Here is a 26,720-nt window from a genome sequence, read left to right as displayed (position 1 = left end):
CGCTCGGGTCAGCTTTGCGGCGCCGCCGGCGCGTGCCGCGAAATCAGACTGTAGCTGCGCTTGTACCATTTGCTGCCAGGATAGTTGGCGCCGAGCACTGCGGCCGACTTCTTCGCCTCATCGGGCAAACCGAGGTTCAAATAGGTTTCGACCAGCCGCTCGAGCGCTTCGGGCGTGTGGCTCGTGGTCTGATATTTTTCGACCACTTCGCGGAAGCGCGTTGCCGCAGCGAGCCAGTTTCCCGAGCGCTGGTAAAAACGTCCGACCTCCATCTCCTTGCCGGCGAGATGGTCGTTGATGAGGTCGAGCTTCAACCGCGCGTCGCTGGCGTAACGGCTTTGCGGATAGCGGCGGATCAGCTCGTTGAAGCTGTCGGACGCCTGTTGAGTGATCTTCTGGTCTCGCGAAACATCCTCAATCTGCTGATAATAGCTCATCGCGATCAGATAGTTTGCGTAGGGCGCGTCCTTGTTGCCGGGGTGGATCGTCAGGAAACGCTGTGCCGAGCTCGTCGCGTCGGGATATTTCTGCGCCATATAATAGCCGAAGGAACTCATCAGCTGCGCGCGCCGCGCCCACACCGAATAGGGATGCTGCCGCTCGACCTCGTCGAACAGCTTGGCTGCCTCTTCGTACTGGCCACTGTCGAGCCGCTGCTTGGCAAGGCTGTAGAGCGTGTTGACGTCGCGCGCGACGTAGGCAGTGTCTCCCTTGACCTTGTTGCGTGCGCAACCGGCGGCGGGAAGCAGGATGACGGGCAGCAGCATCAGCGCCGCGAGACGGGTCTTGTTCACCATGGTCACGTTCCTAGCGCGGGGCGGGAGCGAGGCCAAGCGGGCAATCGCCCGGCCTAGCCCCGCATTCGCCGAAAATGCATTTATGCAGGATGAGCGACGGCCTCGTCGTCTTTCTCATCGCCGGTCCGAAGGAAACTATCGGGTTTTAGGCCCATCCAGACGAGCGCCGGCGCCGAAATATAGATCGACGAATAGGTACCGATGAAGGTGCCGAGCAGGATGGCGATGGTCAGGCCGAACAGCACTGGCGGGCCGAGAACCAGCAGCACCGCCAACGCCAGCATGATCGACAGCGAGGTGACGATCGTCCGCGACAGCGTCTCGTTCAGCGAGAAATTGAGCAGCGAGACGATCTCCATCTTGCGATATTTTCGAAGGTTTTCACGAATGCGGTCATAGATGACCACCGTGTCGTTGAGCGAATAGCCGACGATCGCCAGGAACGCCGCGACGATGTTCAAATCGACCTGCAACTGCGTCAATGCGAAGAATCCGAGAACCATCGACACGTCGTGGAACAGGGTAATAAGCGCGCCAACCCCGAACTGCCATTCGAACCGGAACCAGATGTAGATGGCGATGCCGATCATGGCGAAGGTGATCGCCAGCGCACCGTCCCAGGCCAGCTCGCCGCTAACCTTGCCCGACACCGATTCGCCGGCGCTGACCTTGGCGCCCGGGTAGGCCTGGGGAATGAAGGCACGGACCTTGGTTACCACCGCATTGGCCGCCGCGTCGGGGCCGGCCGGCTTGGGCAGGCGGATCTGATAAGTTTTGTTGTTGCCGAACTCCTGGATGCTGGCCTCGCCGACGTCGAGCGTGGCGATGCGTCCGCGCAGCACCTCGATGTCGACCGGCTGGGCGAATTCGGCGCGGACGATCTGACCGCCGACGAAGTCGATGCCGAGGTTGAGCCCGCGCACCCCGACCAGCGCCAGACTGGCGACCGAGGCGAGGATCGACAGGATGAGGGCGATGTTGCGCCACTTCATGAAGTCGACGTTGGTGTTGTCGGGAACCAGCTTCAAAAGCTTCATCGTGTCGATCCCGTCAGATGTTGATCGCGCGCGGGCGCTTGGATTTGACCCAGATCGCCACCAGCATGCGGGTGAAATTGACCGCGGTGAACACCGAAGTGATGATCCCGATCAGCAGCACGACGGCGAAGCCGCGGATCGGGCCGGATCCGAAATACATCATCAGCGCGGCGGCGATGGTGTTGGTGATATTGGCGTCGAAAATCGCGGTGGAGGCTTCGCGGTAGCCGGTTTCCAGCGCGTCGAGCGTCTTTCGCCCGCGCCGCAATTCCTCGCGGATGCGCTCGTTAATCAGCACATTGGCGTCGACCGCCGCGCCGATCGTCAGGACAAAACCCGCAATGCCCGGCAGCGTCAGCGTCGCGTTGAAGATGGCCATGATGCCGAGAATCATCAACGCATTGACCAGCAGCGCGGCGGACGCATAGACGCCGAAGCGGCCGTAGGTGACGATCATCAGGCCGATCACCGCTAGCGTCGCGAAGATCGAGCCGATCGTCCCGGCTCGAATCGAATCGCGGCCGAGCTCGGCGCTGACCGTACGCTCCTCGATCACGTTCAATTTTACCGGCAGCTTGCCCGACGCCAGACTGACCGCCAGCGCATTGGCGGTTTCGACGGTGAAATTGCCGCTGATCTGCGCTTGCCCGCCTAAGATGGGCTCGTTGATGTTCGGCGCCGACAGCACCTTGTCGTCGAGAATGATCGCGAACGGCTTGCCGACATTTTCCTGGGTCACCCGGCCAAAGCGGCGAGCGCCGGCGGCGTTGAAGGTGATCGACACGACCGCCCGCCCATCCTGGTCAAACGCCTGCTTGGCGCCGACCAGCTGGTCGCCCGAGACCATGACGCGGCGCTGGACCGCGATCGCGCCGGTGCCGTCGGCCATCGGCAGCACCTGGCTGCCGGCGGGCGCGATGCCCTGCGCCACCTGGTTGGGATCGGCCGCCAGATCGACCAGCTTGAATTCGAGCCGCGCGGTCTGGCCGATGAGCAGCTTCAGCGCTTCGGGATCCTCGACCCCCGGCACCTGGACGAAGATGCGGTTGGCGCCTTGGTTGATGACCGTGATTTCCTTGGTGCCGCCGGGATCGATCCGGCGCCTCACCACGTCGCGCGCGACGGTCAGCGAATCCTTCAGGGCCTTGGCGTTGCCGTCCGCGGTCGGGGTCATGACCACTCGCGTCGAATCCGCGACATTGACGTCCCAGTCGCGCGAACCGGTCAGGCCAACGCCCTGGGTCAGCGGACGCAGCCGCTCGACCGCGGAGTCGACCTGAGCCGGGTTGCGGACCAGGAACGCCAGCCGCCCGCCCGAGGTCGACACGTCACCGATCTCGATCTTGGGATCGCCGCGGCGAAGCTCGGTCGTGACCTGGTCTTCCATCGCCTGTAGCCGCTGCTTGGCGGCGTCTACGGTGTCGGCTTCGAGAAGCAGCTGGCTGCCCCCGGCGATGTCGAGGCCCAGGCTGATCCGTGCCTTGGGCGCCCAGCTCGGCCAGGTGGCGACCTGGTCCTTTGGAAACAAGCTGGGGATCGCCAGCAAGATGCCGATCAGGATGATGAGGCTGATGCCCCAAATCTTCAGCTTTGAGAACTCGAGCATCAGTCGTTGGCCGGCTTCGCAGTCGTATTGTCGCCGACCTGCGTCAGCGTCGATTTCACCGCGCGGACCTTGATGCCCTGGGCCAATTCGACCTCGACCTCGGTATCGCTGACCTTGGTCACCTTGCCGATCAGCCCGCCGCCGGTGACCACCCGGTCGCCCTTCTTGACGGCCGCGATCGCCGCCTGATGCTCCTTCGCCCGCTTCTGCTGCGGCCGGATCATCAGGAACCAGAAGATGACGAAAATCAGGACCAGCGGGATCGTCTGGACGAAGAAGCTGGTGCCGGCCGAGGGAGCGGCGGCGGCGGCGAGGAGGGGAGTGATGGTCATGAGGCTTGGAAATCTCTTCTTCGATCGCGGCGCGGGGAGGAGCGCGCGGGCAAGTCGCGCCGCGCCTATCACGGCCCGGCCTCCCTTGCCAAGCGTGCCCGCCTTGCCAAGCGATGCGCTGAGCCGTAGAGGGCCCGCTCTCGCGCCGCCGCCCTCGAAGTCGGCAGTGCGACCGGTCGGGGCGTAGCGCAGCCTGGTAGCGCATCACACTGGGGGTGTGGGGGTCGCAGGTTCGAATCCTGTCGCCCCGACCACTTTTGCTGGCAGTCCGGGTTTTGCTGGCAGTCCGGGGGACTGCCTGCGAAAGAAGACCCATGGCACGACGCAGACGCAAAACTCGCTGGCCCCGGCGCCTGGCCCTCGCCCTGATCGCGATCCCCGCCCTCTATCTGCTCGCCGCGCTGATCGGCGCCCTGATCCCGGTCAACGCCGGGTGGCGCGAGCCCGACCAGGGCGTTACCGTCTATCTCGCCTCAAACGGCATCCACGTCGACCTGATCCTTCCCGCCAAGGCAGATGGCCTCGACTGGCGGTCGATCCTGCCGACGAGCGACGCCACCGACGTCCCCGCCGACGCCAACTGGATCGCGTTCGGGGCGGGCGAGCGGCGGGTCTATCTCGAAACCCCAACCTGGGGCGACATTACGCCAAGGACGATTTGGGCGGCGACCAGCGGCGGCGATCGGGTGATGCATGTCGAATGGACGAATGACCCAACCTATGCCGCCCGCGTCATTCGCCTGACCCCCTCGCAATACCGCCGCCTGTGGGCCGCGATCCGCGCCGGCTTCGCGCTCGATGCGAACGGCCGCTCGATTCGCGTCGACCACCCCGGCTACGGCCCGCGCGACGCTTTCTATGACGGAGTCGGCAAGGCCAGCGCGATCGACACCTGCAACCAGTGGGTCGCCAGCCGGCTACGCCTCGCCGGGGTCAAGGCGCCGCTATGGAGCCCGTTCGTGCAAGGGTTGGTGTGGCGGTACCGGGAGGCTGATCAAAGCACGTAACGACTCAAATCCGTATCCTTGGCGATCCCGCTGAGCTGCCCCTCGACGAACGCACGGTCGATCAGCAGCGTCTCGCCGCCGCGGTCCTCGGCGGTGAAGCTGATTTCCTCGAGCAATTTCTCCATCACCGTCGACAAGCGCCGCGCGCCGATATTCTCGAGCGCGTCGTTGACCTCGGCGGCGATCCGGGCGAGCGCGGCGATGCCGTCGTCGGCGAAGTCGATGGTCACGTCCTCGGTCTTGAGCAACGCGCGATATTGCTCGGTCAGACTGGCCCGCGTCGCCGACAGGATACGGACGAAATCTTCTTCGGTCAGCGCCGCCAGCTCGACCCGGATCGGCAGCCGCCCCTGCAACTCGGGCAGCAGGTCGGCCGGCTTAGCGACATGGAACGCGCCCGACGCGATGAACAAGATATGGTCGGTCTTGATCGGCCCATATTTGGTCGCGACCGTGGTGCCTTCGATCAACGGCAGCAGGTCGCGCTGGACGCCTTCGCGGCTGACCGATCCGCCGCGCACGTCGCTGACCGCGATCTTGTCGATCTCGTCGAGGAAGACGATGCCGTTGGCTTCGGCATCGGCCAGCGCGACGCGGGTGACGTCGTCTTGGTCGACGCGCTTGTCGGCCTCTTCCTCGACCAGCTTGGCGAAAGCGTCGCCGACTTTCAATTTGCGGCGCTTCTTCGGCGCCCCACCCATCGCCTTCGACATCATTTCACTAAGGTTGATCATCCCGACCCCGCCCTGTCCGGGGAGATCGAACGGCATCGCCGGCGCCTCAGTCACCTCAATCTCGACCTCGGCATCGTCGAGGCTGTGCTCGGCGAAGCGCTGGCGGAAGCTGGCGCGGGTCGCTTCGGACGAGCCCTTGCCGGTCAGCGCGTCGAGCAATCGCTCCATCGCCGCGGCTTCGGACGCCTCGCGCACCCGCTCGCGGCGCCGCTCGCGCTCCAGGCGCACCGCCTCCTCGACCAAATCTCGAGCAATCTGCTCGACGTCGCGGCCGACATAACCGACTTCGGTGAACTTGGTCGCTTCGACCTTGACGAACGGCGCATCGGCCAGTTTCGCCAACCGCCGGCTGATCTCGGTCTTGCCGCACCCGGTTGGCCCGATCATCAGGATGTTCTTGGGCGTCACTTCCTCGCGCAGCTCGGGCGACAAGCGCTGCCGCCGCCAGCGGTTGCGCAGCGCCACCGCGACCGCTTTCTTGGCGTCGACCTGCCCGACGATATGTTCGTCCAGCGCGGCAACGATCGCCTTGGGGGTAAGCGCGTCGTTCATCCGCCAACTTCCTCGATCGTCAGCCGGTCGTTGGTGAACACGCACACCTCGGCGGCAATGGCCATGGCCTTGCGCGCTAGCACTTCGGGGTCGGGTTCATACTCATCGAGCGCCTTGGCCGCCGCCAACGCATAGTTCCCGCCCGACCCGATCGCCGCGATCCCGCCCTCAGGCTCCAGCACGTCGCCGTTCCCTGTCAGGATCAGCATCGTGTCGGCGTCGGCGACGATCATCATCGCTTCCAGATTGCGCAAATATTTGTCGGTCCGCCAATCCTTGGCCAGCTCGACCGCGGCGCGAAGCAACTGGCCGCGGCTGGCCTCGAGCTTCTTCTCCAGCCGCTCGAACAAGGTAAAGGCATCCGCGGTCGCGCCGGCGAAGCCGCCGATGACCGACTTGATTCCATTTTGGCCTTCCGCGCCCAGCCGCCGCACCTTCTTGGCGTTGGGCTTCATTACCGTATTGCCCATCGATACCTGGCCGTCGCCGGCGATGACCGTGCGCCCGCCCTTCTTCACGCCGAGGATGGTCGTCCCGTGCCAGCTCTCCAAAATGGTCGCTCCCTTCGCTCGACCGCTGAGGTGGGGAGCGCTGGCGGCGGGCGCAAGCGTCAGCGGCTATTGGCCTTGAGGAAGGCGACGCTGTCGGCCAGCGCCGAGGTCGATCCACGGAACAGCGGCGACAGCGACTTGACCGTGTCGATGTGGCTCTTGCCCGGATAGAGGCGAAGCTCGACCGGCGCGCCGAGCTGGCGCAGCCGGGCCGCCAGCGCCTTGGCGTTGCGCGGCCGGACGACGGTATCGGCGGTGCCGTGGATTAGCAGCAGCGGCGGCGCGTCTCGTCTTGCATAAGTGATCGGCTGGGTCTCGGCCGGCCGCGGCCAGCCGCCGAGCGCGTCCCGGCCGCGCTGTTCGGTGAACGGGTAAAAGTCGTAAGGGCCCGACAGCAGCGCGCCCGCGCGAACGATCTTCGGATCGACCCCGACATCGGTCAGATAATGGCGATCGAGCGCGAGCATTGCCGCGATGTACGACCCCGCCGAATGGCCCGCGAGACTGATCCGCCTGGAATCGCCGCCGAACTCCGCCGCATGATCGCGCGCCCATTTGATCGCCAGCGCCCCGTCCTGGGCGAAGGTTGGAAAGTGCGCGCCGGGAACCAGCCGATAGTCGGGGACGATGGCGATGAAACCTTGCGCGGCGAAGGCGCGGCCGGCGAAACCATAGTCGCCCCGCTCCCCTGCCACCCAACCGCCGCCGTAGAAGAAAACGACGACCGGCAGCGGCGTGGTCGAGCGTTGGCGCGGCGCCCATACATCGAGCTTCAAGCGCGGGTCGGGGCCGAACGACACGCCGGACGCGGCCAGACTCGCCCTGTCGCCGCTTACCCGACTGACGCCGTTGAGCAGGCCTGCGGGGCTACACGCGAACAGCGCCAACACCGCGACCACGGCCAGCGAGGCGCCAATTGCTGCGCGGCGTGAAAAGCGCTTATCCAGAATGATCATGTCTAGCCATCCGATCAGTAATCTACTTCCGCTGTCCTGCGGGCCCAGGAGTTTTGGCCAGGGCAAACGCAATCTCGGTCGAATTAGAAGGCTTTGGGCAAACCGGCATCCTCTAGCGTTCCGTTCGCCGTGTGCCGCGACTTGATGTTTCCATCGATGATAAAGTAGCGCTTGGAAATGGGGCTGTACCACTTCTCGTGGTCGCCTTTGCTCTGCTTATGAAGATAGCAGCCAGCGTCTTTGAGGAGACGTTTAACGTCCTTCGTGAAGCCCGCCATTTTTAGGCGTAAGCGGCCGCAGGCATTGAATCCTCAAAGATGGGCGTGAACCGCACGGTCGGCCTCGCGGCCCGATTGGATTTGCGCGCCAGTACTTCATCCTCGTTCAGCGCGATCAACTCTGCCACATTTTCCGCGATCCGCCGAACGAGATCCATTGGATCGCCAGCTTCGAGGCGAAGCCCGGGCACATCCGATTCACGGACGTACCACACCGACGCCTCCTCATCGAAGGCCAGATGAACTTTGAGCTCAATGTCTTCGGGCACGATTGTTTCCTTCCGGCGGAGCCCCTGCCGCACGGTATTGAAAATCGGTTGAGGAATGGTTTTCGAGCGCGACGAACGTTTAGTCATATGGTCTCGGTCGAAGCGCGTTCAACGTCGGGTTCATGCGCTATCCCCTTTTTCGACCCTCAACTGAATATCCTACTTTCGATCAAACGCAAACGCTCGCCATCCAGGCCACACTCCACATCGGCCGCGAACCATGGCCGGCATCTCATAGCAGTCACTTCTCCACGCCTTTCACTTTGCCCCACGTCCGCGCTGCGGTGTAGCCAAGGTAGCCGGTGCCGAACAACGCATAGAGTTCCTCGGGGATACCGCGAAGATACGCCGTCATCCCGCCAGAGATGCCGAGCGCCATCTTCGGATCGACCGCGGCGATCAAGCCCATCGGGATCGACCACAGAATCAGCGTGTACATCATGTAGAGGAAGCTCGGCCGCGCCCGGCTGGTCCATGGGTCGGCCGATCGCGCCTCGGCGACGATCGCCTGCATCTGGATCGCGATGGTCGTCATTTCCTGATCGCCCTGAAGATTCAATAATTCGAGTTTGGCACGGTCTCGCGCCTCCGGCTCGGGAATGATCTTGTCGAGCAGTTTCGAGACGGGCGCAACGATCGTGTCGAGGATGGCCATGTCGCATCTCCTGAGGGAAAGTTGATGAAGTTGATGGTGCAAACTTTATCCGCGCGTGCCGATCCGGTTCGCCAGCCATCCGTATAGGAACGCCTCGTTGGCGGGTCGCTTCTCGGCCAGTCGGAGGTAGCGTTCGCCCTGCAGCGCTTCCAATGCGCGCATCAGCACGGTCTCACCGCCTCGCCGGCTGCGCGCCTCGAGGAAGGCGTCGAGCGCTGCCAGCGTGGCCGGGCCGACGCGTCCGTCGGGAACCAGGTCGGGATAGTCCTTGCCGTTGCGATTGAGCGCGGTCAGCGCCCGCTGCAGGAAGGTCGCGGCGACCGCCGGGCCCATGTTGGCGCCGGTGTCGAACAGTTCGGCGGCAACGCGCGGCGCGCGCGCGGCGACCTGATCGAAGCGCGGTCGCATCCAGTAAAGCCGGCGGTAGATCGCCGCCGCCTCGTCGCGCGGCAAGTAGGACATCGCGCCGCGATAGCCATGCGCCCGGGCCACCGCCTCGGTGATGCCATAACAGGTCGGCCCGCCGCGATCAGCGGCATGGCTGACATAGCCGCCCTCCCGATCGATCAATCCTTCAAGCAATCCTTCAATGTCCCAATCGTCGTTCATGCTTATCCTCCCGTCGAGTCGCGGGATACATAACCTATCAGGTTATAGATAGGACAGTCATTCCAACCAGGGCTGTCAACTGCCCCTGCGTGCCGGGGCCGAGAAATTGGATTAGATCATCCACAATTCATTCCTAGCGAATAGCATTTTCCTGCATTCCGTAACGTAAGCTGTTGCATTGGCGGCACTTGTCTTGAAACCGCCGGGACGGCATGTTGACGCTGTTACGCGCCGCGCGTTCCGACGCGGCCGGGGGGAATTTCTCATGACCAAGAGCCTGTTCGCCGCGTCGCTGCTTGCCACCAGCGCCTTGACCTTGGCCGCGCCAGCCCACGCCCAGCGTATCGACCGCATCGTCGCATTCGGCGATAGCTATGCCGACGACGGCAATCTATTCCAGCTGCTGGGTATCGCGCCGCCCTCCGCCTACGGCACGGGTCGCTTCTCGGGCGGGTCGAACTACATCGACACCCTCGGTCAGATCCTTGGCGTTCCGATCGACAATTTCGCCATCGGCGGAGCCTTCACCGGCCCCGGCAACACCGGCTTCTTCAACATCAACGGCCCGGGTATCCCCGGCTTCCCGACCGAATATCAAAGCTTCCTCGCCGGCGGCGGCCCGGCAGCGTTCCCGCGCGTCAGCGGCCGCTTCGGCCCCAACGACCTGCTCGCCATCTCGATCGGAGGCAACGACGCGCGCTATTATGAAAAGCTTGCCGGTGCGACGGTCGCCGGGGCTGGGCCGCGCGCTACGATCAGCGTCGCCGAAGCCAAGGTCGGGCTCGATGCGCTGGTCGGAGCGGGCGCTCGCAACATCAGCTTCCTCGCCGGCGATGTCGGCCGCCTGCCCGAAGTGACCGGCGACCCGCGGGCACCGATCGGATCGGCCTATGCGACCGCCTTCAACAGCGGGATTCAGCCGGTGCTGGCCGGCTATGCCAGCAACGGCGTGATCGTCCACTATCTCGACCTCAATCGCGTGGGCGACAATATCATCGCCAACCCCACCGCCTATGGCCTGACCAGCGGCGGGGCGTGCCCGGCGGCGCAAGCGACTCAGTGCGTAACGGACGCCGCGTTCAACGGCCAATATCTCTTCTATGTCGACGGCGTTCACCTGTCCTCGGCGGGATTCGCGATCGTCGCGCGCTACATCGACGCGCAACTGACCGCGCCGCTGACCCTTCAGGCTTCGTCCGACCTCGGCCTGGACGTCGCGCGCCAGTTTGGCCGAACCCTGACGACGCGGATGGACCTCGGCAGCCCGCGCGACGGCGACATGCCCGAGGGGCTGCACGCGTTCGTCGTCGGCGACACGGTCACCCGCCGTCAGGGCGCCGGCGATCGCAATGTCTCCTACCGCGCGACGAGCGTCGGCGGCACGGCGGGCCTCGAATATGGCTTCGGGTCGGGCGTGATCGGGCTCGCCGCAAACTATTCGAAACCAAGGGCGAGTTTCAGTAGCGACGCGGCCGACATCGACGGACGCTCGGTCCAGATCGGCGGTTACGCCGGCTTCGGCTTGGCCGGAATTTTCGCCCAGGCTTATGCGGGCTATGGCAAGGACAAGCACGAGATCGAGCGCACCGGAGTGGTTCAGGACATGGAGGCCAATCCCAAGGGCCGCCACACGCTGGCCGGCGCCAAGGCGGGCTACCTCATCCCCCTCGGAACACTCCGGGTCGGGCCAGTGGTCGGGCTCGACTATGCCAAGGCCAAGGTCAATGGATATACCGAAAGCGGCGACGCGGCGCTGACCCTCAACGTCTCCTCGCTGTCCTATTCCTCTTTGCGCGGGAGCGCGGGCGTCGAACTGCGCGGTGACTTCGGCGGCGGCGGGGTGCAGTTGCGGCCCTATGCCGCGGCGGTGATTGAAAAGGACTTCACCGGCGCCGGGCGCACCGTTCGCTTCGCCCAGACCTCGGCGCCGACGATCGTCAACCACTTCGCCTTCGATGATGCGTCGAAGAAGGCCTATGGGCGCTTCTCGGCCGGCTTTAGCGCGGCGATCCTGACAGGCGTAAGCCTCGACGTCGCCGGGTCGGCCACCGTCGGCAAGGACCAGGGCGAGGAAACCTCGGCCCACGTCGGACTACGCATGGGGTTTTAGATCGGTTAAACCGCGCTATCGCGCAGCGACGGGACCCCCCAAACACTCCGCGAAGACCATCTTCGCTTCGGGCGAGGCGTGGACCGACAGCGAGTCGCCGCCGGTAACACCGACCTGCACCACTCCTTGGCCGGCAAAGGTCCGCGCCACCGCCCGGGCCGTGTCGCCCGGCGCGATCGCGGCCTGCCAACGCCCCTTGCCCGCGGTCAGAGCCACGCCGCGAACCGGCAGCGATGCGGCGATGCCGTTGCCGGTAAAGCTTAGCGTACCGCTCGCCCCGTCGGGTGCTGCCGTGCCGCGAACAATCAGCAATTCCTTGCCGTCGTCGGCCACCTTGCGGCACTGCACCGACAAAGCCGGCTCGGCCCCGGCGGCCCCGTAAAGCGCGGTGCGGTCGGTCCCGCGGAAGCTCCACATCATGCCGTCAGTAGACGGCGGCGTCACCGCCTGGGTGGCGCGCTCCGCTGCAGCGGCGTTGGCCGGCGCGGCGAGGCCCGAGGCGGCGGCATCGCCCAACAACTCGTCGTTCGGCGCGGCGGCATTGTCGGCCACCGGATCGGCCGTGCCGCACGCTAGCAGCAGCATGGCCAACGCGAATGGCGCGATCGGGAGCAACTTCGTCATGCCCGCCCAACGCGCGCGCGCCGTTTCGGGTCCGATTTCCTTAGGGTCGAGCGATCCTAGCCGTTTCGCCCGCCGGCCTGCCCGACCGCCACCTGAGACGTGGGATTGAACATTTGCGGCATCGCCAAAGCGTCGAACCCGTACGGATCGGGGCGGAACTGGACGCCATTCGCTCCGGCCGCGACCGTCAGGTAGGTCATGTAGACCGGAACCGGCCGGGGCAGCTCGAACCGTTGCTCCAACGCCGAAGCCGGCTGCGGCGCCTGTCCGAAGACCCAGGACGCGAACCGACGGTAATCCTGCAGGCGCACGCAGCCGTTGCTGAGCCAGCGATCGTCCTGAGCGAACAACTCCTTGTGGGGGGTATCGTGCAGGTAGATGCCGTAGTCGTTCGGCATCTCGAACTTCATATTGCCCATCGAATTCCACGGTCCGGGAAGTTGACGAACCAGAACCGCCGGCTCTTTCTTACCGGACGCGATCGCCTTCCAATCGACTGTTCCGGGGTCGATCGTTTGGGCGTTCGCCGTCCAGTCGGACAGGACCTCGTAATGGAAGTCCTTGAAGTAGGAGAGACCCTGCTCGCGCACGCGTTTGGCGGTCAGGCTGCGGATCAACTCGGGCGGCACATTCCAATAGGGATTGGCCTTCGCGCTGCGCATGATGACGGCCATCATCGGCGTTTTGGTTTTGGTTGACCCGACCACGACGCGCATGCTGTCCACTGGGCGGTCGCGATCGAACAGAAAGGCTTCGGCGGCGCCGGAATCGACCACCACATAATGATCGAACGTGCGGGTCGTCGGCAGGCGATAGGCACGCTCCATGTTGATGGCGATCCGCCGCGCGTAATAGCTCGCGCCATTGTTGAGGGAAGCGATCGTCGCCTTGCCCGCGATTCCGTCGCCGGAACCCAGGCCGTGGACGCGTTGATACGACGCCACATTCTGCAAAAGCCCCTCGTCGTAGCCGCCGTCGGGCGACAGACCGAAACGGTTCCGCAGCATAGTTACGCGCTTACCAGTCGAACCGCGCTTGAGCGCCGGCCCGACCGGAATCCTGTCCTGCGGCAGGCGCCCCCACGTCGCCTGATATTGCTGCAGCCCGCGCGCCAGATCGACGAACATCGGGTTGGGAGCGCCCTTTTGACCGGCGGATCCCCGGTCGAAACCGAGGGCGCGCTGTAGCCAATTTCGCGGCCGCTGATGCCGTCGCGCCACGCTGTTCATCTGCGGATCGACATAGACGAAGTCGATCCCTTGCCTGATCGAGCCCGGAACCGCGATCGGCTCATCGCCGCGCGGCACGGCGGCCAGCGGCACCGTGGACAAAAGCGCCGCGGCGCCCAAGGCTAGATGAAAAATTCTTTTCATAGACTTTGCCCCGCCTACGCGACGCACTCCTGCTGAGACTCTTATGACCTAACTCCCTGAGGTTGCTAGGGTTGCGCGGGGCTGAACGCCGCGACCAAAAGGAGACAAGCCTTGCTTCCTGCCTAAACCTCACGCCCGCCGAGAAACCCGTCCGGCTCGTCTTGCCTCACTGGGCTTGTTCGCGCTCCCGCGCCCACTGACGAACAAGGCAACCCGTCCAGCCGCCCGGCCCGACCGGACCGCAAGACTGAGTCCCGGCCTCACCGCCTTCGGCCCAGCGCGCACGTTCGCGCATCACGCTTTCGGCATTGCCGGCTGGGTCGAACGGGCCATCGCGACCTGGCAGACGATAGCGTTCGACCGGGTTGCGCCGTCCGCACACGACGACCTCATCGGTCTTCGCCCGGAGGCCGCAGCCTTCCTGCTGACGCACCGCCCGCGAAACTTCATCGCTCAGCGCTTGGGCAGCGACAAGCAGGGCCAGCGTCAGCACTTCGCAGCGCGCCGAAGCTCAAGCCGCCGCGCGGGAATCATTGACGCGCACCACCCCACTTCGTCCGGCTTTGCTTCCCGAACCGCCCCTTCCGCGTCCCCGGCTTGCCTTCGGTCGAGTTGCCCGTACGCGGGGCGCGGCGTTCCTGGACTGGAAGCCCCAGCTCATCCTCCTCCAACCGCCGGATTTCGTCGCGCAGCCGGCCGGCTTCCTCGAATTCCAGGTCCGCAGCGGCGTTGCGCATGCGCTGCTCGAGGTCGCCGATATAGGCGCGCAGATTATGCCCGACCAAATGCGGACGCTCGTCGTCGCCGGTCTCAACCAGCACGCCATCGCGCAACGACACGTCGCTCATGATGTCGTTGATACGGCTTTTGATCGACTCCGGGGTGATTCCGTGTGTGGCATTATATTCGACCTGCTTTTCGCGGCGTCGATCGGTCTCGTTCAAGGCGCGCTCCATGCTGCCGGTCACCCGGTCGGCGTAGAGGATGACTCGACCGTCGATGTTGCGCGCAGCGCGGCCGATAGTCTGGATCAGCGAGGTTTCGGAGCGCAAAAAACCTTCCTTATCGGCATCGAGGATCGCGACCAGCCCGCATTCGGGAATATCGAGCCCCTCGCGCAACAGGTTGATCCCGACCAGCACGTCATAAACCCCAAGCCGCAAGTCACGGATCAGCTCGATCCGCTCGAGCGTCTCGACATCGCTGTGCATGTAGCGGACCTTGAGGCCGGCCTCGTGCAGATATTCGGTCAGATCCTCGGCCATTCGCTTGGTCAGCGTGGTGACCAAAGTGCGGTAGCCCTGGGCCGCGACCTTCTTGGCCTCATGAACAAGGTCGTCGACCTGATCCTCGACCGGCTTGATCTCGACCGGCGGATCGATCAGCCCGGTGGGCCGAATGACCTGTTCGGAAAAGACGCCGCCTGTCGCCTCCATTTCCCACGGCCCCGGTGTCGCCGAGACGAACGTCGTCTGCGGTCGCATTGCGTCCCATTCGTTGAAGCGCAGCGGCCGGTTGTCGATGCAGCTCGGCAGGCGAAAGCCATATTCGGCGAGCGTGATCTTGCGGCGATGGTCGCCGCGCGCCATCGCCCCAATCTGCGGCACCGTCTGATGGCTTTCGTCGACGAACAGCAATGCATTGTCCGGCAGATATTCGAACAAGGTCGGCGGCGGCTCGCCCGGCAGGCGACCGGTGAGGAAGCGCGAATAATTCTCGATCCCCGCGCAGCTGCCGGTCGCGGCGATCATCTCGAGATCGAAATTGGTGCGCTGCTCGATCCGCTGCGCTTCGAGCAATTTCCCTTCGGCGACCAGCTCCTTGAGCCGTTCGGCGAGCTCATGGCGGATCGCCTCCATCGCCTGCTTGAGCGTCGGCCCGGGCGTCACATAATGCGAATTGGCATAGACCTTTACATAATCGAGGCTGGCGACCTTCTTGCCCGTCAGCGGGTCGAACTCGACGATCTCTTCAATCTCGTCGCCGAAGAAGGACACGCGCCATGCGGTGTCCTCATAGTGCGACGGAAAAATCTCGAGATTGTCGCCCTTGACCCGGAAATTACCGCGCGCAAAGGCGGCGTCGTTGCGCTTATACTGCAGCGCGACCAGTTTGCGGATGATCTCGCGCTGGTCGGCATGCTCGCCCTTTTTCATGGTGAAAATCATCGCCGAATAAGTCTCGACCGAGCCGATGCCGTAGAGACACGACACCGACGCGACGATGATCACGTCGTCACGCTCGAGCAGCGACCGGGTGGCGCTATGCCGCATCCGGTCGATCGCCTCATTCACCGAGCTTTCCTTCTCGATGTAGGTGTCGGACCGCGGCACATAGGCCTCGGGCTGGTAGTAATCGTAGTAGCTGACGAAATATTCGACCGCATTGTCGGGGAAATAATTCTTGAACTCGCCGTAAAGCTGCGCCGCCAATATCTTGTTCGGCGCCAACACCAACGCGGGCCGTTGCAGCGTGTCGATCACCTTGGCCATGGTGAAGGTCTTGCCCGAGCCGGTGACGCCGAGCAGCACCTGGTCCTTCTCGCCCGCCAGCGCCGCCTCGGTCAGCTCCAGAATCGCCGTCGGCTGGTCGCCAGCCGGCTCATAGTCAGATTTGAGCACGAACGGCCGGCCGCCCTCGGCCTTGTCGGGGCGCGCCGGGCGGTGGGGAACGAAAGTCTCGCCGTTGTCGGGTTCGGCCAGGCTGGTGCGGATTTGTATTGCCATGGCGGCGATATGGTCGTCCGCGTTCTCGCTAGCAATGCTCGTGCGGATAGAAGCTGTCGCCAATCTTTGCCGTTCGTTGAACCCGACTCATAACTCTGACGTCAGGGCCAGCCTGAACTGACGTCCCGGGATATAGGCGATGGTTTCGGAGCTATCGACGTCCCATGCGAAACGGCCCGTGACGTTGAGCAACTGGGCACGCAGCGTCAAAGGCATCCCCGCCGTGCTGAAACGATAGCGCAGACCGGCATCCAGGGTGATGATCGCCGGAACGGACAGCTGCGCGCCCGTTGCATCGAGGATTGAACGGGCCGGTCGCGAGCTCACGTGCGTTACCCCTGCATCGACACTAAGACCGGGGATGCCCGGCAGCGCATAGTCGACATTGGCGACGGCGCGCAGGCGTGGAACGCCGACCGGGCGATCACCGATCTGTCCGGTCCTGACTAGTGGCCCGTCGATCTTGGGATCAAGGTAGACACCCCCGACAACGATCGAGAACCCTCGCGCAATCTTGCCCGATAGCGACAGTTCGATCCCGCGATGCCGGACTCCGCCAAGAGAGCCGTAGATCCCGGAACGAGCGTCGAGGCCGATATAGGGTTTGCGCGTGTCGAACCCGCCCAGCGAAACCATCAACCCGTCCCGGATACGGTACCGCAGGCCGATCTCGCGCTGCGTCGCGGTGATGGCGTCGAGCACGGCGTTGCGGTTGATCGCGTTGATGGGCGCTACGCCCGCCTCCTCCAGCCCGCGGCTATAGGCGGCATAGAGATCGAGTCCCGGCACCGCTCGCCATGAAACAGCGACATTGTAGAGCAGCGGCCGCGCCGATGTGCGACCCCGTGCGCCCCGCGCGGTCGCGAAGCTCTTGCGGTAATCGGTCAGCAGCAGGCCGCCGTTGACCGTCACCCGGTCGAGGATGACAGCGCGATAACTGACGCCCGCCCCCCATTGATCGACCCCATCGTGCACCTGGGCTTGGCTAGCGGTAAGGTCTGGCGCGGGCACCGCCGAAGGCTGCTCGCCAAACGGCATGCGGCCGAGGTCGACCGAGACGGCGCCGCCGAGCCGTGCCCTCGAGCGACGACCGCGAAGCATCAGGTCGATGCGCTGCGTGATCGCGCGGCCGGTCCATTGGCGATGCCCGCGCGCCTCGCCGGACCAGCTGGTCGAACGCTGCTGGGGCAGGCCGACGATCGTCGCGTGGGCGGTACCGTCGCTGCGCACATCATCGAAAAATTGACGGAACGTACGGGTCGGGTCCTCTTGCGAAAACACCAGCGTCAAGCCTCCGCCGAGCGCCGCTTCCTCTCCGACATCCATCAGCACTCCGGCAATGCGCCGCTGCCCTTTCTCGACCGACCAGCGTTGCCCGAGGTCGCGCCCTCGCTCGATCGCCGGCGGCAATGCACCCGGCCCGGGAACGACACGAAAGCGTCCCGGACGGCGATACTGATATTCACCGCCAAACAGGCGGACAGTCGCCGCGCCCAGCGTCTGACGTGTCGCACCGGCAATCAGAAGGGACCGGCCACCGTCGCCTCCCTGTTCGTTACTAAGGTTCGCAACAAGGCCGACGCCTAGCGAGTAGCTCGCCCGTTCATCGGCTCGACGATGTTTGAAATGCAGGTCGGCGTGAAATGCACCATCGGCATCGCGCTCGATCGTCAGCAGCGAAGGCTCACCATGAGCTGGATCGCGCAGCCGATAATCGACGACTCCCAATGGACCAGGCAAAACGCTTCGAAGCGTGTTGAAACCGATCCTGATCGTGGTCGAATCGATGAAAAAATTGCTGACCCCGGAATTCTTGACGAAATAGGTCCCGTTGAATCGGTAGTTCCCGGCCGCTTCCAGGTCGAAACCCCGGACCGAGGCCGCACCATAAATGCCGACGCTCTCGTCGCCGACGCTGAAACCGAAGGCGTCCTCGGCCCCTGTCGTCGCGTTGGCGGTCGCCTGGGCATTGGCTTGCACCGACCATCCGAACGCGAGGACGCCGATCGGGCCCGACAACCAACTGCACCGCATCAAATTCCCCCTATTGCCCGGAAAGAAGGCCATTGCCTTGACGGTCGCGGGCTAGCTTCCCGTAAGTTGCGCCCAAACGGAGACTACCGATCCCCCGCAGCGCGCGGCTTGCTTCGGCGCCGCTTGAGCATAAGGTGGTCCAGAACCAACGGGGCGACGCCATGAAAATGCAGACCATGACCTGCCCAGGCGAGGACCGCCGCCAACGCTGACGGTCATGGCAAAAGGAGGGATGCGATGCGGACTTTGGTGATGGCGGCGGGGGCAATGCTGCTCGCCGGATGCGATGCGACCGAGACGCACAAGGCCGCGGATGAGATGGCCGTCAAGCTCAAGGGCGGGCTGTACGAAGTGAGCAGCGATGTCACCAAACTCGCCTCGGCCGACAACGCGGCCCCCGCGACCAAGCTCAAGCAGGGCGAGAAGCTGGTCACCCGAGGCTGCGTTACCGACGACGGCAAGGCCGATGTCGCGCTGTTCGCCGAAGCGGGCGACCAGTGCACGCCGCAGACCAGCTACATCCGCAACGGCCGGATGAGCGTCCAGGTCGCCTGCGCCCGCGCCGGCCATAGCGGCAACATTTTGATCACCGTCGACGGCAAGTTCGCTGCCGAGACCTTCGACGGGGTCGCCCAGACATCGACCCAATTTGCCGGCGCCGGAGACTATAAGCTGTCGCGCAAGCTCACCGCCAAGCGGATCGGTGCCTGCCCCAAGGCGGCCTGATACCTGGCGGAGCGAGCGGGCCCGCCGTTCGTTCGGCGGGTGAGATGGACGCGGTCATCCTTATCAACCAAGGCGGCGGAAGCGCAGGCGGCGATGCGCGCGAGCGGGTCGAGGCGGCGCTGGCGGAGGCCGGGATCGGCGGCGAGATCGAGCTGATCGACGACCAGATCGAAAAGCGGGCCAAGGCGGCTGCCGACTCCGGCGCGCCGCTGCTGATCGCCGGGGGCGGCGACGGCACGATCAGCGCGGTCGCCGGCGCCATCGCTGGTAGCCGCACCGCGCTCGGCATTCTGCCGATGGGCACGCTCAATCATCTCGCGCGCGATCTCGCCATCCCGTTCGATCTGGCCGAAGCTGCGGCCGTCATCGCGGCGGGCCATCGGCGCAAGATCGACGTCGCCGAATTGAATGGCCGCATCTTCGTCAACAATAGCGCGATAGGTCTCTATCCGCTGATGCTGGTCGATCGCGACAGCCAGCAGAAACGCCTCGGCCGGTCGAAGCGGCTAGCGATGCTGGTCGCCTCGTTGCGCACGCTGGCCCGCTTCCATGACCACCGGCTGACCCTGCGCGCCGACGGCGGTAGCGAGGGCGTCGACACGCCGCTGCTGTTCGTCGGCAACAATGATTATCGGCTCGCCTTCCCGGCGGCAGGCCGGCGCGAGGCCCTTGACGATGGCCATTTGTGCGTGCTGGTGATGCGCAAGAAGGGGGTCGCCGGAATGATCGCGGCCACCCTCCGCGCGCTGGTCGGGCTTGCCCGCGAAGACGACATGGTGCGGCTCGACTCGGTCCGCCATTTGCGGGTCGAAAGCCGCCGCACCCACCTCACCGTCTCGGTCGACGGCGAAACTTGCAGCATGACCCCGCCGCTCGACTATCGCATCCGCCCCGGCGCACTGACGGTCATTGCGTCTGCCGCTTGATCGGCACGCATCTAGCGGGCAGCGTGCCATTATGCGGTCTCTCGCCCTCCTCACTCTGCTTCTCACCGCCTGCGCCACGGTAACGGCGCCAAAGCGGGACGGGGTGCGAGTGGCGGTGTCGTTCGACGTGGCGGGAGAACGCGGCGCTTCGGCGGAGGGCATTGCCGACCCCGCCAGCGGCCGCCGCGTGACCCCCGACGATCCGGTCCGAATCGCCTCGATCAGCAAGCTGGTGGTGGCGATCGGCGTGATGCGGCTGGTCGAGCAGGGCCGCCTCGATCTCGACCGGCCGGTCGGCGACTGGCTCGGCTACCAGGTCGAAAACCCGGCGTTTCGTGGGCAGAAAGTTACGCTTCGGCAGCTGCTCGGCCATACTTCGTCGCTGCGCGACCATGACGATCAATATGCGATCCCGCTCGGCGGGTCGCTTCGTGCCGTGCTCGCCGACTCGGCCAGCTGGGACCCGGCGCATGGTCCCCATGCCGCTTATTTCGCCTATGCCAACATGAATTTCCCGGTCGTTGCCTCGGTCATGGAGCGCGCCACCGGCGAGCGGTTCGATAGGCTGATGCAGCGCCTCGTCATCTTGCCGATGAGGCTCGATGCCTGCTTCAACTGGCCGACCTGCACCGATGCGCGCGTGGCCCGGGCGATCGAACTCGACCAGGACGGTAAACCGGTCAAGGACGACCTCCATGGCCGCCGTCCGGCCTGCCCGGTGCAACCCGCGGCCGACGGTAGCTGCGAGCTCGACCGCTGGCACGCCGGCGACAATGGTTCGTTGTTTGCTCCCCAGGGCGGCTTGCGTATTTCGGCGCGCGACCTGGCGCGAGTTGGGCGAATGCTGCTTGGCCAGGGCACGATCGACGGAGCGCGGATTCTCACGCCAGCCTCGGTCGCGGCGATGATCGGTCCGGCATGGCGCTACGATGGCCGCAACGGATCGAACGACGGCGAGAGCGAGGGTGTGTGCGCCTACGGTCTGGCGATTCACCACTTGGCTTCGGGCGCGCCCGGCTGCGCCGACGATCCCGAAGGAAAGAACCGCCGATGGATCGGCCATTCAGGCGATGCCTATGGCCTGCGCTCCGGACTGTGGATCGACCGGGACAGGGGCGTCGGCGTCGCCTATTTCACCACCGGCCTTCCCGCCGATCCGCGGCGCGGCCGAAGCGCTTTTACGGCCGCCGAGGAAGAAGCCTTCCATCGTGCCGTGAACCTGATCGGCCGCTGACTATTTTCTGGCGATCATGACATGTAGCGCGGCTTCCCCAAGCTGCTTCTCGATGATCTGATAGCCGACCTCGGAAAGGTCGAGCCCTTCGAACAGGCTTTCGCCCGCCCCCAGCAGGATAGGCGAGATGGCGAGATGCATCTCGTCGATCAGTCGGGCCTGCATAAATTCGCGGACCGTCGAAACTCCTCCGGCGATCAGCACGTCCTTGCCGCCGGCCGCTTCGCGCGCTTGGCTGAGCGCGGCCTCGATGCCGTCGGTGACAAAATGGAAGGTCGTGCCGCCCTCCATTTCAAGCGGGTCGCGGGCATGATGCGTCAGCACGAACACTGGCCCATGATAGGGCGGATTGTCGCCCCACCACCCCTTCCATTGGTCGTCCGGCCATTCTCCGCGAACCGGGCCGAACATGTTGCGGCCCATGATCCAGGCGCCGATGTTGTCGACTCCGCGCGCCGCGACATCATTGTCGATGCCCGTCGTCCCCTCGCCTTCGCCCTCGCCCTCGCCCTCGACGTGCTGCTGCTGAAACGTACGGGTGGCGACGAACCAACCGTGCAGTTCCTTGCCGCCGCGGCCGAGCGGATTCTCCTGGCTCTGCTCGGGCCCCGCGCCATAGCCATCGATCGACACGGTGAAATTTGCGACTCGAACCTTGGTCATTTCATTTTTCCTGGAGCTTGCGGTTGCAATCGGTTCGCCGCCGCTAAGTAAACCGATTTCACATTGCAAGCGGTTATTTGGGCGCCTAACTCGATCTCATGACCGGCCGGCGTTCTGGATGCCCGATCAACCTGACGCTCGAAACGCTCGGCGATCGGTGGAGCCTGATCGTCATTCGCGACATGATGTTTGGAAATCGCCGTTACTTCCGCGTGCTGCTCAACCAGTCGGACGAAGGCATCGCCTCCAACATCCTCGCCGACCGGCTGAAACGGCTGGTCGCGGCCGGGCTTTTGTCCAGGGCGCCAGATCCGACCCATAAGCAGAAATGGATTTACAGTCTGACCGAAATGGCGATCCAGCTGGTTCCGCTGTTCGTTCAAATGGGCGCGTGGGGCCGCCGGCACCTGCCCGTGACCCACCAACTGTCGGTCCGCGCTCAGTTGTTGGAGGAAGGCGGGCCGATATTGTGGGATGAATTTATGAGCGAGCTCCGCCATCTCCATCTCGGCGCGGCAGCCAAGCCTGGCAGGGGCGTGATGGAGCGGCTCCGGAAGGCCTTCCGCGACGCGGTCTAGGCTGTCCGAGAGAAAGCCGTGGCGCACGGGCAACATTGGCTATCCCATCCCCAATTTTTTCGTGCCTCGTCAATTTAATCTCTTGCGTCTGACGCAGGTTTAGCCACTATATGTCGTGTTCTGAGGGGGAGCTTGTTCAATCTATTGTGGTTGGAGCGGAAGATGCTTATCTTTCGTGTAGGCCCGCTTATGCCCTGTGGATATCGGGGACGGGCCGGAGAAAAGCCCCCGCTCGAGACGAAAATGCGCTAGTCTCGGGGCCATGGCGCCGAGTCGAACAGAAACAGAACAAGCCGTCGCAGAACGGCCAGTGAGACGGGAACAGACGATGGATTTTGCAAGCTCGAGCGACGTGACCGCGGACGATGTTATGGTCCCCACGGCCAAGCGGACCAGCAAGACGATCGATGCCCGTGCCTTTGCGGTCGTGACCGACCAGTCGCGCGATGCTTTGCTGACCGATTTCGGCAGGGAAACGCTCAAGGACCGCTATCTGCTGCCCGACGAAGGCTATCAGGATTTGTTCGCGCGCGTCGCCTCGGCCTATGCCGACGATCAGGACCATGCCCAGCGGGTCTACGATTATATCTCGAAACTGTGGTTCATGCCGGCGACGCCCGTGCTGTCGAACGGCGGCACCGGCCGCGGGCTGCCGATCAGCTGCTATTTGAACAGCGTCAGCGACAGCCTCGACGGCATCGTCAACACCTGGAACGAGAATGTCTGGCTGGCGTCGAAGGGCGGCGGCATCGGCACTTACTGGGGCGCGGTGCGCGGCATCGGCGAGCCGGTCGGCCTCAATGGCAAGACCAGCGGGATCATCCCGTTCGTCCGCGTCATGGACAGCCTGACGCTGGCGATTTCGCAAGGCTCGCTGCGCCGCGGGTCGGCGGCAGTCTACCTCGACATTTCGCACCCGGAGATCGAGGAATTCCTCGAAATCCGCAAACCCTCGGGCGATTTCAACCGCAAGGCGCTAAACCTTCATCACGGCGTGCTGATCACCGACGAATTCATGGAGGCGGTGCGGAGCGGCGACGACTTCATCCTCCGCTCACCCCGCGACGGCACCGAGCGCGGCAAGGTCCATGCGCGCAGCCTGTTCCAGAAGCTGGTCGAAACCCGCCTCGCCACCGGTGAGCCCTACATCGTGTTCAACGACACGGTGAACCGCACCATGCCCAAGCATCACCGCGACCTCGGCCTCAAGGTTTCGACCTCCAACCTGTGCAGCGAAATCACGCTGCCGACCGGCCGCGATCATCTCGGTGCCGATCGCACCGCGGTCTGCTGCCTGTCCTCGCTCAGCCTTGAGACCTGGGACCAATGGAACGGCGACAAGCGCTTCATCGAGGATGTCATGCGCTTCCTCGACAATGTCCTTAGCGACTACATCGCCCGCGCCCCCGACGAGATGGCGCGCGCCAAGTATAGCGCCGAGCGCGAGCGGTCGGTCGGGCTCGGCGTGATGGGCTTCCACAGCTTCCTCCAGGCGCGCGGCCTGCCGTTCGAGGGCGCCATGGCCAAGTCGTGGAACCTCAAAATCTTCAAGCATATCCGCAGCCAGGTCGACCAGGCGTCGATGATGCTGGCGCAGGAGCGCGGCCCGTGCCCCGACGCCGCCGACATGGGCGTGATGGAGCGTTTTTCGTGCAAGATGGCGATCGCGCCGACCGCGTCGATCTCGATCATCGCCGGCGGCACCTCGGCCTGCATCGAGCCGATTCCCGGCAACGTCTACACCCACAAGACGCTGTCGGGCAGCTTCTCGATCCGCAACCCGCACCTTGAAGCGCTGCTGACCGAGAAGCACAAGAATAGCGACGCGGTGTGGAATTCGATCCTCGAACAAGCCGGCAGCGTCCAGCACCTCGACTTCCTCACGCCCGAAGAAAAGGACACGTTCAAGACCAGCTTCGAGATTGACCAGCGCTGGCTGATTGAGCTCGCCGCCGACCGCACGCCCTACATCGACCAGGCGCAGTCGCTCAACCTGTTCATCCCCGCCGACGTCGACAAATGGGACCTCGCGATGCTCCACTTCCGCGCCTGGGAGCTCGGCATCAAGTCGCTCTATTACCTCCGTTCGAAGAGCGTCCAGCGCGCCGGTTTCGCCGGCGGCGTCGAAGCCGACAACACCGCGGAGCCAGCCAAGTACGAGCTGCCAACGACCGACTATGACGAGTGTTTGGCGTGTCAGTGAGCAATGTCACCCTCACCCCTTCGGCGCTGCGCATCTCTTTCCCTCTCCCTGAGGGAGAGGGAGGGCCCCGCGAAGCGGGAGGGTGAGGGTGCGAACCTACGACCATCAGCCGTCGGGAACGATCGATCGCGCGCGAACGCTACGGCGCGATTCAACCGATGCTGAAAAGAAAATATGGAGTGCCCTCCGCGAGGCGAGACTTGCTAAGTTTCGCCGCCAGATGCCGGTCGGTCCCTATTTTGCCGACTTCGCCTGCTTTGCTGAACGACTAATCGTCGAGATCGACGGCGGCCAGCATTCCCCCGAAGGGGACGCCGCGCGTACCCGCTTTCTGGAAGCCCAAGGCTATCGCGTCCTTCGCTTCTGGAATCACGAGGTTATGGAGAATGTCGGCGGGGTGATTGAGACGATTGCTCAGCAACTGTCGCCCTCACCCTCTCGCGGCATTGCCGCTCATCCCTCTCCCGACGGGAGAGGGACGCCATGACCACCGCCAACCTCATCATGCTGGCGCTCGGCGTCACTTCCTTCCTCCTCGGCGTCGCGATCCTGCTCAGGCGCGGCGGCAGCGAGGGCGCGCGCGTTGCCCGCCGCATGGTCGGCACGATGTTCGCCGCATTGGGCCTTATCCTGACCATTTTCGCGCTAGGCCTGTCCGGCGGCGCCAGGGGTTTCGCCAATGCCTAACCGTCGCCTCATCGCCATCGCCGCCGCCGCCCTGGCGCTCACCGCCTGCGTCGCGGTGCAGCAATCGGGCTCGATCGCGCCCGCCGCCCCCGGTTTCTGGCTCGGCGTATGGCACGGCTTCATCTTCCCGGTCGCGTTCGTCGTCTCACTCTTCAGGCACGACATCGCGGTCTACGCCGTCCCCAACAGCGGCACCTGGTATAATTTCGGCTATTTCGTCGGCATCGTCTTCCTCGGTATCGGCGCGCGGAGTTCGAAGCGATGAGCCCGATTGCCACCATCCTGCTCGTCGCCGGCACCACCGGCCTGGTCGTCTATCTGGTCACCCGCCGCCGCGGCCCGCGCGTTACCGTCATCGAAACCCGCCCCACAGATCACAGCGATCCGGAGTAAGCCATGCCCCTTCTCGAAGCCCGCAAGCAGTATAAGCCGTTCGAATACCCGTGGGCGTTCGACTTCTGGAAACGGCAGCAGCAGATCCACTGGATGCCCGAGGAAGTGCCGCTCGGCGAGGATTGCCGCGACTGGGCGCAGAAGCTGTCGGACCACGAACGCAACCTGCTGACGCAGATCTTCCGCTTCTTCACCCAGGCCGATGTCGAGGTGCAGGACTGCTACCACGAGAAATACAGCAGCGTGTTCAAACCGACCGAGATCAAGATGATGCTCGCCGCCTTCTCCAACATGGAGACGGTGCACATCGCCGCTTACTCGCACCTGCTCGACACCATCGGCATGCCCGAAAGCGAATATGGCATGTTCCTCCAGTATAAGGAGATGAAGGACAAGCACGACTATATGGCGACCTTCAGCGTCGACACCGACGAGGATATCGCCCGCACGCTCGCCATGTTCGGCGGCTTCACCGAGGGGCTGCAGCTGTTCGCCAGCTTCGCCATGCTGATGAACTTCCCGCGCTTCAACAAGATGAAGGGCATGGGGCAGATCGTCAGCTGGTCGGTCCGCGACGAGAGCCTCCATTGCGAGGGCATCACCCGCCTGTTCCACGCCTTCGTCAAGGAACGCGATTGCCTGACCAAGGCGGTCCGCGACGACATCATGGACGTCTGTCAGAAGACCGTGCGACTGGAGGATGCGTTCATCGACCTCGCCTTCGAACAGGGCCCGGTCGAGGGCATGACCCCCAAGGCGATCAAGAAATACATCCGCTACATCGCCGACTGGCGGCTGGGGCAGCTGGGGTTCAAGCCGATCTACATGATCGACGAACACCCGCTGCCGTGGCTCGCGCCGCTCTTGAACGGCGTCGAACACGCCAACTTCTTCGAGCAGCGCTCCACCGAATATTCCAAGGCCGCGACGCGCGGGAATTGGAACGAAGTGTGGGACAATTTCGACCGGCGCCAGAAGGCCAAGGCGAGCAATGATGTCGTCGCGGAAGAAGAGGGCGGCGAGGATATGTTTTCGCGGGCTGGGGTTGCGGCGGAGTGAC

The 26,720-nt window shown here is 64.3% G+C and carries 29 protein-coding genes and 1 tRNA gene; 13 read left to right on the top strand and 17 right to left on the bottom strand.

Translation table 11 applies throughout. The features are described 5' to 3' along the window. Positions 1-8: 8 nt before the first annotated feature. The 4 genes from H0W65_RS03500 to yajC form a co-directional block, all read right to left on the bottom strand. Positions 9-797, bottom strand: a complete 789-nt coding sequence (locus tag H0W65_RS03500; protein ID WP_294003878.1) for an outer membrane protein assembly factor BamD — start codon at positions 795-797, stop codon at positions 9-11. 80 nt (positions 798-877) lie between these two features. Then, positions 878-1,834 (bottom strand): protein translocase subunit SecF, encoded by a 957-nt coding sequence (secF, locus tag H0W65_RS03495; RefSeq protein WP_294003869.1) that lies wholly within the window; start codon positions 1,832-1,834, stop codon positions 878-880. 13 nt (positions 1,835-1,847) lie between these two features. Continuing rightward, on the bottom strand, positions 1,848-3,440 hold the full coding sequence (gene secD / locus H0W65_RS03490; protein WP_294003866.1) for a protein translocase subunit SecD: 1,593 nt from the start codon (positions 3,438-3,440) through the stop codon (positions 1,848-1,850). After that, positions 3,440-3,772, bottom strand: coding sequence for a preprotein translocase subunit YajC (gene yajC / locus H0W65_RS03485; RefSeq protein ID WP_294003863.1), 333 nt, complete (start codon positions 3,770-3,772; stop codon positions 3,440-3,442). Before yajC ends, secD begins: the two co-directional genes overlap by 1 nt. 177 nt (positions 3,773-3,949) lie before the next feature. Here yajC and H0W65_RS03480 point away from each other — a divergent pair. Together H0W65_RS03480 and H0W65_RS03475 are read left to right on the top strand one after the other, a co-directional pair. After that, a tRNA-Pro gene (locus tag H0W65_RS03480) sits at positions 3,950-4,026 on the top strand. A 60-nt stretch (positions 4,027-4,086) separates the two neighbouring features. Further along, positions 4,087-4,779 carry a TIGR02117 family protein gene (locus H0W65_RS03475; RefSeq protein ID WP_294003859.1) on the top strand — a complete coding sequence of 231 codons (693 nt, stop codon included), beginning with the start codon at positions 4,087-4,089 and terminating at the stop codon, positions 4,777-4,779. Here the strand turns inward: H0W65_RS03475 and hslU are convergent. From hslU to H0W65_RS03440, 7 genes are all read right to left on the bottom strand, one after another. Next, entirely contained in the window at positions 4,767-6,065 is a 1,299-nt protein-coding gene (gene hslU / locus H0W65_RS03470) for an ATP-dependent protease ATPase subunit HslU (protein ID WP_294003856.1), read from the bottom strand. The two genes, H0W65_RS03475 and hslU, sit on opposite strands and share 13 nt — an antisense overlap. Beyond that, on the bottom strand, positions 6,062-6,616 hold the full coding sequence (gene hslV, locus H0W65_RS03465) for an ATP-dependent protease subunit HslV (RefSeq protein WP_294003853.1): 555 nt from the start codon (positions 6,614-6,616) through the stop codon (positions 6,062-6,064). The genes hslU and hslV overlap by 4 nt, the downstream gene beginning before the upstream one ends. Positions 6,617-6,675: 59 nt before the next feature. Then, on the bottom strand, positions 6,676-7,572 hold the full coding sequence (locus H0W65_RS03460) for an alpha/beta hydrolase (RefSeq protein ID WP_294003850.1): 897 nt from the start codon (positions 7,570-7,572) through the stop codon (positions 6,676-6,678). Positions 7,573-7,655: 83 nt separating this feature from the next. After that, positions 7,656-7,850, bottom strand: a complete 195-nt coding sequence (locus H0W65_RS03455; protein ID WP_294003847.1) for a type II toxin-antitoxin system HicA family toxin — start codon at positions 7,848-7,850, stop codon at positions 7,656-7,658. Between the two features lie 2 nt (positions 7,851-7,852). Next, positions 7,853-8,119 carry a DUF1902 domain-containing protein gene (locus tag H0W65_RS03450; RefSeq protein ID WP_294003844.1) on the bottom strand — a complete coding sequence of 89 codons (267 nt, stop codon included), beginning with the start codon at positions 8,117-8,119 and terminating at the stop codon, positions 7,853-7,855. 241 nt (positions 8,120-8,360) lie between these two features. Continuing rightward, positions 8,361-8,774 carry a holin family protein gene (locus H0W65_RS03445; RefSeq protein ID WP_294003841.1) on the bottom strand — a complete coding sequence of 138 codons (414 nt, stop codon included), beginning with the start codon at positions 8,772-8,774 and terminating at the stop codon, positions 8,361-8,363. A 45-nt stretch (positions 8,775-8,819) separates the two neighbouring features. Then, complete coding sequence (locus tag H0W65_RS03440; protein ID WP_294003838.1) at positions 8,820-9,383, bottom strand: glycosyl hydrolase 108 family protein; 564 nt, start codon at positions 9,381-9,383, stop codon at positions 8,820-8,822. Positions 9,384-9,648: 265 nt separating this feature from the next. Here H0W65_RS03440 and H0W65_RS03435 point away from each other — a divergent pair, with 265 nt between their 5' ends. Next, positions 9,649-11,493, top strand: a complete 1,845-nt coding sequence (locus H0W65_RS03435; protein WP_294003835.1) for an autotransporter domain-containing protein — start codon at positions 9,649-9,651, stop codon at positions 11,491-11,493. A gap of 15 nt (positions 11,494-11,508) precedes the next feature. Here H0W65_RS03435 and H0W65_RS03430 read toward each other — a convergent pair whose 3' ends face one another. The 5 genes from H0W65_RS03430 to H0W65_RS03410 form a co-directional block, all read right to left on the bottom strand. Then, on the bottom strand, positions 11,509-12,117 hold the full coding sequence (locus H0W65_RS03430; protein ID WP_294003832.1) for a hypothetical protein: 609 nt from the start codon (positions 12,115-12,117) through the stop codon (positions 11,509-11,511). A gap of 56 nt (positions 12,118-12,173) precedes the next feature. Continuing rightward, on the bottom strand, positions 12,174-13,244 hold the full coding sequence (locus tag H0W65_RS03425) for a L,D-transpeptidase family protein (RefSeq protein ID WP_294003829.1): 1,071 nt from the start codon (positions 13,242-13,244) through the stop codon (positions 12,174-12,176). Between the two features lie 412 nt (positions 13,245-13,656). Beyond that, positions 13,657-13,983, bottom strand: a complete 327-nt coding sequence (locus tag H0W65_RS03420) for a hypothetical protein (RefSeq protein ID WP_294003826.1) — start codon at positions 13,981-13,983, stop codon at positions 13,657-13,659. Positions 13,984-14,020: 37 nt separating this feature from the next. Then, positions 14,021-16,216, bottom strand: a complete 2,196-nt coding sequence (gene uvrB / locus H0W65_RS03415; RefSeq protein WP_294003823.1) for an excinuclease ABC subunit UvrB — start codon at positions 16,214-16,216, stop codon at positions 14,021-14,023. Positions 16,217-16,303: 87 nt separating this feature from the next. Next, positions 16,304-18,250, bottom strand: coding sequence for a TonB-dependent receptor (locus tag H0W65_RS03410; protein WP_294003820.1), 1,947 nt, complete (start codon positions 18,248-18,250; stop codon positions 16,304-16,306). Between the two features lie 237 nt (positions 18,251-18,487). Here H0W65_RS03410 and H0W65_RS03405 point away from each other — a divergent pair, with 237 nt between their 5' ends. From H0W65_RS03405 to H0W65_RS03395, 3 genes are read left to right on the top strand one after another with little or no spacing between them, the layout of a single operon-like run. Then, on the top strand, positions 18,488-18,976 hold the full coding sequence (locus H0W65_RS03405) for a DUF3617 family protein (protein ID WP_294003817.1): 489 nt from the start codon (positions 18,488-18,490) through the stop codon (positions 18,974-18,976). Between the two features lie 44 nt (positions 18,977-19,020). Next, the gene (locus H0W65_RS03400; protein ID WP_294003815.1) at positions 19,021-19,902 is read left to right on the top strand and encodes a diacylglycerol kinase family protein; all 882 of its coding nucleotides are present in this window, start codon (positions 19,021-19,023) and stop codon (positions 19,900-19,902) included. Positions 19,903-19,933: 31 nt separating this feature from the next. Beyond that, on the top strand, positions 19,934-21,136 hold the full coding sequence (locus H0W65_RS03395) for a serine hydrolase (protein WP_294003812.1): 1,203 nt from the start codon (positions 19,934-19,936) through the stop codon (positions 21,134-21,136). On the opposite strand, the gene H0W65_RS03390 is transcribed toward H0W65_RS03395, so the two are convergent. Beyond that, a complete protein-coding gene (locus H0W65_RS03390; protein WP_294003809.1) occupies positions 21,137-21,799 on the bottom strand; it encodes a dihydrofolate reductase family protein in 663 nt (220 codons plus the stop codon). A 98-nt stretch (positions 21,800-21,897) separates the two neighbouring features. On the opposite strand from H0W65_RS03390, the gene H0W65_RS03385 reads away from it, so the two are divergent. From H0W65_RS03385 to H0W65_RS03355, 7 genes are all read left to right on the top strand, one after another. Continuing rightward, positions 21,898-22,377 carry a helix-turn-helix domain-containing protein gene (locus tag H0W65_RS03385; RefSeq protein WP_294003806.1) on the top strand — a complete coding sequence of 160 codons (480 nt, stop codon included), beginning with the start codon at positions 21,898-21,900 and terminating at the stop codon, positions 22,375-22,377. Positions 22,378-22,747: 370 nt separating this feature from the next. Continuing rightward, positions 22,748-24,580 (top strand): ribonucleoside-diphosphate reductase subunit alpha, encoded by a 1,833-nt coding sequence (locus H0W65_RS03380; RefSeq protein WP_294003875.1) that lies wholly within the window; start codon positions 22,748-22,750, stop codon positions 24,578-24,580. Positions 24,581-24,668: 88 nt separating this feature from the next. Continuing rightward, on the top strand, positions 24,669-25,067 hold the full coding sequence (locus H0W65_RS03375) for an endonuclease domain-containing protein (RefSeq protein ID WP_367120116.1): 399 nt from the start codon (positions 24,669-24,671) through the stop codon (positions 25,065-25,067). Beyond that, entirely contained in the window at positions 25,064-25,267 is a 204-nt protein-coding gene (locus tag H0W65_RS03370; protein WP_294003800.1) for a hypothetical protein, read from the top strand. Before H0W65_RS03375 ends, H0W65_RS03370 begins: the two co-directional genes overlap by 4 nt. Further along, positions 25,260-25,532, top strand: a complete 273-nt coding sequence (locus H0W65_RS03365) for a hypothetical protein (RefSeq protein WP_294003797.1) — start codon at positions 25,260-25,262, stop codon at positions 25,530-25,532. Before H0W65_RS03370 ends, H0W65_RS03365 begins: the two co-directional genes overlap by 8 nt. Next, positions 25,529-25,660, top strand: coding sequence for a hypothetical protein (locus tag H0W65_RS03360; RefSeq protein WP_294003794.1), 132 nt, complete (start codon positions 25,529-25,531; stop codon positions 25,658-25,660). The genes H0W65_RS03365 and H0W65_RS03360 overlap by 4 nt, the downstream gene beginning before the upstream one ends. A gap of 3 nt (positions 25,661-25,663) precedes the next feature. Continuing rightward, complete coding sequence (locus tag H0W65_RS03355; protein WP_294003791.1) at positions 25,664-26,719, top strand: ribonucleotide-diphosphate reductase subunit beta; 1,056 nt, start codon at positions 25,664-25,666, stop codon at positions 26,717-26,719. Position 26,720 lies beyond the last annotated feature (1 nt).

It is taken from the genome of Sphingomonas sp. (assembly GCF_013816785.1).
GTDB lineage: Bacteria > Pseudomonadota > Alphaproteobacteria > Sphingomonadales > Sphingomonadaceae > Sphingomicrobium.
This window is presented reverse-complemented; position numbering and strand designations above follow the sequence as displayed.